Below are 7,816 nucleotides of genomic sequence, written 5' to 3' on the forward strand. Positions count from 1 at the left end.
ACCGAACTCTGTAGCTCAGCGATTTAGGAGTTGATACTCACCATTTCAGCCTATTACGAATATTCACGGATATTAGATTAAGCTGAAATGATTCGTCATGGTGAGGCAAGCTCGCCTCAACGGAGCAGGATAATTTAGTTCAGTGACGTCCTATTCACCCTTTACCCTTCACCATTTACCGAATTATTTAAGCGGACACTTCTCGATGCATGATGCCAAATCCCAAATCCCTGCCTTACGTGAGCAACTCGAACGTTATAACCAACAATATTACGTAGCCGATGCCCCCACGGTGCCCGATGCCGAATACGATCGAGTAATGCGCGAGCTGATTGCACTAGAGCAAGCTAACCCAGAATTATTAGATGCCAGCTCCCCTAGCCAAAAAGTGGGTGGCGCCCCCGTATCAGCCTTTCCTGAAGTGCGCCATGCGCTGCCCATGCTGTCGCTAGATAATGTGTTTAGCGAAGATGAGTTGGCCGCCTTTGAAAAGCGATTGATGTCTCGATTGGGTAGCAGCACTGAGGTGGAATTTTGCTGTGAGCCCAAGCTAGATGGCTTGGCGGTGAGTTTGTTGTATGAGCAAGGACAACTGGTGCAGGCCGCTACCCGTGGCGATGGCAGCACCGGCGAAGGTATTATCGAGAATGTACGTACCATTAAGGCGATTCCGCTTAAATTAACAGGCAACGATTGGCCCGATCGTCTAGAGGTGCGCGGCGAGGTATTTATGCCCAGCGCCGGCTTTGCCGCCATGAACGCAGCCGCATTGGCCAAGGGTGACAAGGTGTTTGCCAATCCGCGTAACGCCGCAGCGGGTAGTTTACGTCAATTGGACTCACGCATTACCGCTAAGCGTCCGTTGTCGTTTTATTGCTACGGTGTTGGACTAGTCGAAGGCGGTCCCTTGGCAGACAGCCACTTTGATACCTTGCAGCGGCTTAACGGTTGGGGGCTGCCGGTAAGCCCTGAAGTTAAACGCATGCAAGGGCGTGCGGGCTGCGAGCAATATCACGCCGATATTTTAAATCGTCGTGATCAGCTGCCTTATGAAATAGATGGCGTGGTATACAAGGTTAATGATCTGGCGCTGCAAACGCAGTTGGGCTTCGTGGCGCGCGCACCGCGCTGGGCCACCGCGCACAAGTTTCCGGCACAAGAAGAGCTCACCGAGTTACTTAACGTAGAATTTCAGGTGGGGCGTACCGGTGCCGTCACTCCCGTCGCCAAACTCGCACCCGTGCAAGTAGCAGGGGTAGTGGTGTCAAATGCGAGCCTACATAATGCCGATGAAATTGCCCGCTTGGGCGTAATGATTGGCGACACCGTGATTATTCGTCGCGCCGGTGATGTGATCCCGCAAGTGGTCGCCGTGGTATTAGAAAAGCGGCCAGCGAATGCCAGTATAGTGACGTTTCCTGAGCAGTGCCCGGTGTGTGGCGCAGATATTGAGCGCATAGCAGGCGAAGTAGTGGCGCGTTGTACCGGCGGCTTGTTTTGTGCAGCCCAGCGAAAAGAAGCCATCAAGCATTTCTCATCGCGTAAGGCGCTAGATATCGAAGGCCTAGGCACCAAGGTGATTGAGCAGTTGGTGGACTTAGAGCTAATAAAAACCCCAGCCGACTTATTTAAGCTCTCCCATGCTACCTTATTACAGCTGGAGCGAATGGGCGATAAGTCGGCCAGCAAGCTATTAGCGGCGCTAGATAAAGCCCGAGAAACGACCTTACCACGCTTTTTGTATGCATTAGGTATTCGCGAAGTGGGCGAGGCCACCGCCAATAATTTAGCCCTGCACTTTTTAACACTAGAGGCGGTCATGCACGCCGACGTTGACAGCCTGTTAGAGGTGTCAGACGTAGGTGAAATCGTCGCCAAACACCTCTATTACTTCTTTCGCCAGCCCGACAACCAAGTTGTGGTGCAAGCTTTGGTGGCATCACAGGAGCAAGGCGGTTGTGGGCTGCACTGGCCCGCAATAGAAAAGTTGGCTGCAGATGAACAGCCGTTAGCTGGGCAAACCTTTGTGCTCACGGGTACCTTAACCCAGCTGTCGAGAAGTGACGCCAAAGCTGCATTGCAAGCACTGGGTGCTAAAGTTGCCGGCTCGGTATCCGCCAAAACCAACTGTGTGATTGCAGGCGAAGCCGCCGGATCCAAACTAGTAAAAGCACAAGAGCTAGAAATTCCCATTCTTGATGAAGACGGCCTACTAGCGCTGTTGAATAACAGTAGATAGCGCCAAGCGAAAAACGTACTCACTTTAAACTCACATTCTGTATCTCTGATAGCAGTACAGAATGTGAATTAAAAGCAGCGCACCCTAGCGTGTTGTGAACCAAGATGCGGTTACTAAAAATACGGTTTTATGGTTCGATTGACGCAGCTCTTTATGCCTACTGCTGTCTTTTTTGTCCGTCCCCCTTACAATGGTTCACCGTGCTTCCTTTGAGTGTTTGTTAACATGCGCCACTACTTGTTGTGTTTATTGCTATGGCTCAATGTCAGCCTTGCCTATGGCCAAGTGCACGATAAAGACATGGATGAGCCAGCCATTGTCGAACGTCCCAAAGTGGCCTTGGTACTCAGTGGCGGCGGTGCTAAAGGTGCGGCCCATGTGGGTGTTATCAAGGTGCTGGAAGCGCTGCGTATTCCGGTTGATATTGTCACCGGCACTAGCATGGGCGCTTATGTGGCGGGCATGTACGCCTTAGGGCTGGATGCCAAAGAACTCGAGCAGCAATTACTGACATTGGATTGGAATGAGGGATACCAAGATAAGGTTGGGCGCGATGAGCTTTCGCTACGCCGTAAGCGACAAAATGACGAGTTTTTATTACGCACCGATATCGGCATTAACCAGAACTGGCAACTAAGCTTGCCCGGTGGTTTTTTTCAAGGCCAAGCCATGGGGGCGTTACTGCGTAGCAGTACTCTGAATTTACCCGGCTTGCACAGTTTTGACGATTTACCAATTCCCTTTCGTGCGGTGGCTACCGACATGGAAACCGTTACTCCCGTTATCTTAAAAGAAGGCCATTTGGCCACCGTTATGCAGGCATCTATGTCGATACCCGGCGTGTTGCAACCCGTAGAAATTGATTATCGACTGCTGGCCGATGGCGGGATAGTGAATAATATGCCGGTGGATGTGGCGTACGCCTTAGGGGCCGACATCGTGATTGCCGTCGATATTGGCGATGCCATGCTATCGAGAAGCCAACTCGATGGTGCGCTGGCAATGGTGAGTCAGCTCACTAATTACCTGACGCGCTCCAGCACCGAACGCCAAATTGCGCTGATGCAAAAGCAGGATATTTTAATCAGCCCAGCGATTGACGGTATTGGAGTGGGTGATTTTGAGCTGATGCCCGAGGCGATACTCAGAGGAGAACAAGCCGCACACAGCTTGTTATCTCAGTTACAGACATTATCGTTAAGCGAACAAGAGTATTTTGCCTATCAGTCGGAGAAGCTGGATCGCCGTGCTCAACTGCAGCGATCGAATGCGGTGTATCTGGATCGCGTTGAGGTAAAAAATAGATCTAAGCTGAGTGAGCAAGTGATCCGTGATGTATTGGGTTTGGTACCTGGGCAGTTTCATAAGACCGAAGATCTGGAAGAAGGCGTACGCAGGCTCTATGCCCTCGATGCGTTTGAGCGAGTGAGCTATCGCATTGAAGATAAAGAGGGCGAGCAGGTGCTTACGGTGCAAACCAGTGAAAAAGGCTGGGGCCCCGGCTTTATCGATTTAAAGTTTGCCTTAGAAGATGATTTTACCAGCCGCTCTAACTATGAAATTGGCGCCCAGTTTCGGCGTACTAACATCAATATGCTGGGCGGAGAATGGCTGGTAGAAGCTACTTTTGGCAGTAATAAGCGGGTAGCTAGCGAAATTTATACGCCGGTGGCGTCCGACTCTAATGTGTTTTGGAAACTGCGTGGCGAGTATGAGCAACGCCAGCGTAATTTATTCTTTGATGTTACGGATCCGCAATATGAATTGTTTCGGCCACTTACCAGCCTAGAGGTGGATTATTCCACTTGGAGCGCGAACACGGAGTTAGGCTATAACTTGAGGCCTTGGAGTGAGTTAGCGCTGGGCGTGCAGGGGGTAGTGGGTGATATTGATGCTCGCAATATAGATCAAAAACTAGATGTGGCTTCCGTTGGTCCCTATTTACGCTTTAGTTACGACACCCTAGATAATGTATTTTTTCCCTCACATGGGGCGGCAGTAGAGCTAAAGCTGGGGTACTTTCGCAATACTTTAGAGTTTGATAACCAGCGTAACAGCGTGACCGGGCTCGATTATGAGCTGGAATGGTTACAACCTTATACGTTTAATCGTCATACCTTAATTAGCAAGTTGGTACTGGGGGGCTCGAGTGCCGAGCAAGAGGTGCCGGTATTTGCCCGCAGCCTAGGCGGCTTGTTCAACTTATCGGGCTATCAGCGCGACCAACTCAGTGGTCGCTACAGTGGTTTTGCTGGTTTGTTGTATCATTACCGCTGGTTTGATAATGATTTTGGGGCCTTTCGCTCGCCCGTTTATTTGGGCGGCTCGCTAGAGCGAGGGGGGGTGTGGAACAAAGGTGTCGACGTAAGTTGGGAATCCGCAGTCACGGCCGGCAGCATTTTCGTCGGGGTAGACACCAACTGGGGGCCTTTGTATCTAGCTTATGGCCAAGGCGAAGCCGATAAAAGTAGTATCTACCTGTATTTTGGTAACCTGTTCAGCTTTTGATGTGAATAATTTATTTGTGTGATTTAGCCGACAAATATACGAATAATAAGTTTAAAAAACATCGGCTTAGTCTCGTATTTGAGCAAAGGTATTGGGGGCTCGATTTTAATTTAGCGTTAAAACTTATATACTGCAGCGGCATCCGCTAGGGTGTTTGTAGCAAGGCATAATCCCCGAGCACAAGCCCCAAACAAGGATATTTCCGCCCGAGATGGCGAATGATAATAAGAGGATACAGTCGTGCTTGAAGCCTACCGTAAACACGTCGAAGAACGTGCCGCCGAGGGAGTTGTTGCTAAACCCCTCGACGCAGAGCAAGTTGCCGCCCTGGTTGAATTACTCAAAAACCCTCCCGCTGGCGAAGAATCCTTTCTTTATGAATTACTGTCTACCCGTATTCCGCCAGGTGTTGATGAAGCCGCTTATGTGAAAGCCGGCTTTTTGGCCGCCGTCGCTAAAGGCGAAGTAAGCTCGTCCGTCGTTTCTGCCGAGCAGGCTACTGAGCTACTGGGCACCATGCAGGGCGGCTATAACATAGCGCCATTAGTTGAGTTACTGGACGTTGATGCGTTGGCACCGATTGCGACTAACGCCTTAAGCCATACTTTGCTGATGTTTGACGCCTTTCACGACGTTGAAGAAAAAGCCAAGGCCGGTAATGCCTTTGCTAAGCAAGTGATGCAGTCGTGGGCCGATGCAGAATGGTTCCTTAAGCGTAACAAGCTGGCCGACAAGATAACCATGACGGTATTCAAGGTGTCTGGCGAAACCAACACCGATGACTTGTCACCGGCGCAAGATGCATGGTCACGCCCCGATATTCCGTTGCACGCCTTAGCGATGCTGAAAAACGAGCGCCCAGGTATAGTACCGGACGAAGATGGCACCATTGGCCCTATTAAAGAGCTGGCTACCTTAAAAGAGCAAGGCTTTCCGCTGGTGTATGTGGGTGACGTAGTGGGCACCGGCTCTAGCCGTAAGTCTGCGACTAACTCTGTGCTATGGCACATGGGCGACGACATTCCGTTTGTACCCAACAAGCGTGCCGGTGGCATTTGTATCGGTAACAAGATTGCCCCAATCTTCTTCAACACCATGGAAGATGCTGGCGCACTGCCAATTGAGTGTGATGTAGACAAGCTTAACACCGGTGATGTGATCGACATTTATCCTTATGAAGGCAAAATTTGCGTTCATAACAGCGATGAAGTATTAAGCACCTTCAGCCTAAAAACCGAAGTGTTGTTAGACGAAGTGCGTGCTGGTGGTCGAATTCCATTGATCATTGGTCGCGGTTTAACCGACAAGGCACGTGAAGCGCTGGGCTTAGAAGTATCTGATGTATTTAAGCGCCCGGCAGCGGTTGTAGAGTCTAACAAAGGCTTTACGCTAGCTCAAAAAATGGTCGGTAAGGCCTGTGGCGTAAAAGGCGTGCGACCAAACCAGTACTGCGAGCCAAAAATGACCACGGTCGGCTCTCAAGATACTACTGGCCCGATGACGCGAGACGAGCTGAAAGACTTAGCATGCCTCGGCTTTTCTGCTGACTTAACCATGCAGTCGTTCTGTCATACTTCGGCTTATCCTAAGCCGATTGACGTGAACACGCACCACACCTTACCCGACTTTATTATGAATCGAGGCGGTGTATCGTTGCGCCCAGGCGATGGTGTTATCCACTCTTGGCTAAACCGCATGTTGCTACCCGATACCGTAGGTACCGGTGGTGACTCGCATACTCGTTTCCCGATAGGTATCTCATTTCCTGCGGGCTCGGGTTTAGTGGCATTTGCTGCCGCTACCGGAGTGATGCCACTGGATATGCCAGAGTCAATCTTGGTACGCTTTAAAGGCGAAATGCAGCCAGGTATTACTCTGCGTGACTTAGTACATTCTATTCCGTACTTTGGTATTAAGAATGGCTTGTTAACCGTTGCTAAAGCCGGAAAAATCAACGAATTCTCCGGTCGTGTCGTCGAAATTGAAGGTCTGCCACAGCTGAAAGTTGAGCAAGCCTTTGAGTTGGCCGATGCTACTGCTGAGCGTTCTGCTGCCGGTTGTACCATTAAGCTTGGCGCAGAGCCGATTGCCGAATACCTAAGCTCTAATATTGTGATGTTGAAGTGGATGATTGCCGAAGGTTATGGCGACCGTCGTACGATAGAGCGTCGTATTAAGGGCATGGAAGACTGGTTGGCTAACCCAGAACTCATGGAAGCGGACGCCGATGCTGAATACGCACATGTACTAGAAATCGATATGAGCGACATTAAAGAGCCGATTCTGTGTGCGCCTAACGATCCAGATGATGCGCGTTTGTTGTCTGAAGTGACCGGTGAAGTCATTGAAGAGGTATTTATTGGTTCTTGCATGACCAACATCGGCCACTTCCGTGCCGCAGGTAAGTTGCTTGATCAGTACAAAGGTCAGTTGCCAACACGCTTGTGGGTAGCGCCACCGACCAAGATGGACCGAGATCAGCTTACTGACGAGGGCTATTACGGTATCTTTGGCCGTGTTGGTGCGCGCATCGAAACTCCCGGTTGTTCACTGTGCATGGGTAACCAAGCCCGCGTAGCAGATAACAGCACTGTGGTATCGACCTCGACCCGTAACTTCCCGAACCGCTTAGGTAAGGGCGCCAATGTGTATTTGGCTTCTGCTGAATTAGCCGCCGTGGCTGCTATTCACGGTAAGTTGCCAACGGTTGCCGAGTATATGACCTACGCCGAGCAGTTGAATGCTACTGCCGCCGACACTTATCGTTACTTGAACTTCGATCAGTTAGACAGCTATGTAGAAAAAGCCGACACGGTTATTTTTCAGCAAGCTATCTAGTGGGTTAAAGAGATAATAGAAACGTTAAAGCCAGCCCTCGGGCTGGCTTTTTTTGTCTGTAAATGTGACCTTTTAATAGGACTAACGTCAACGTTCAGAGGCTACTGGGTAGCCTCTGAACCCAGGGCCGACGCATGATCAGTTTTCGTTCAATTTGATCAAGGATTGATCGGACAGACAATACGGTAAAGAGTTGTTCTTGTATTCGTTGTGACAAGAGCGTAAATAGTG

General features: G+C 50.2%; 3 protein-coding genes. All 3 read left to right on the forward strand.

The annotated features are described in order from the left end of the window. Window positions 1–205 precede the first annotated feature (205 nt). The 3 genes from ligA to acnB all read left to right on the forward strand — a co-directional run bounded on the left by ligA (window position 206) and on the right by acnB (window position 7,585). The gene (gene ligA, locus ACFQ1C_RS06110; protein ID WP_379557717.1) at window positions 206–2,239 is read left to right on the forward strand and encodes an NAD-dependent DNA ligase LigA; all 2,034 of its coding nucleotides are present in this window, start codon (window positions 206–208) and stop codon (window positions 2,237–2,239) included. A gap of 225 nt (window positions 2,240–2,464) precedes the next feature. Then, complete coding sequence (locus ACFQ1C_RS06115) at window positions 2,465–4,747, forward strand: patatin-like phospholipase family protein (protein ID WP_379557718.1); 2,283 nt, start codon at window positions 2,465–2,467, stop codon at window positions 4,745–4,747. 240 nt (window positions 4,748–4,987) lie between these two features. Then, a complete protein-coding gene (gene acnB, locus ACFQ1C_RS06120) occupies window positions 4,988–7,585 on the forward strand; it encodes a bifunctional aconitate hydratase 2/2-methylisocitrate dehydratase (protein ID WP_379557719.1) in 2,598 nt (865 codons plus the stop codon). Window positions 7,586–7,816 lie beyond the last annotated feature (231 nt).

Source organism: Oceanisphaera ostreae (assembly GCF_042676125.1).
Taxonomy (GTDB): Bacteria; Pseudomonadota; Gammaproteobacteria; order Enterobacterales; family Aeromonadaceae; genus Oceanimonas; species Oceanimonas ostreae.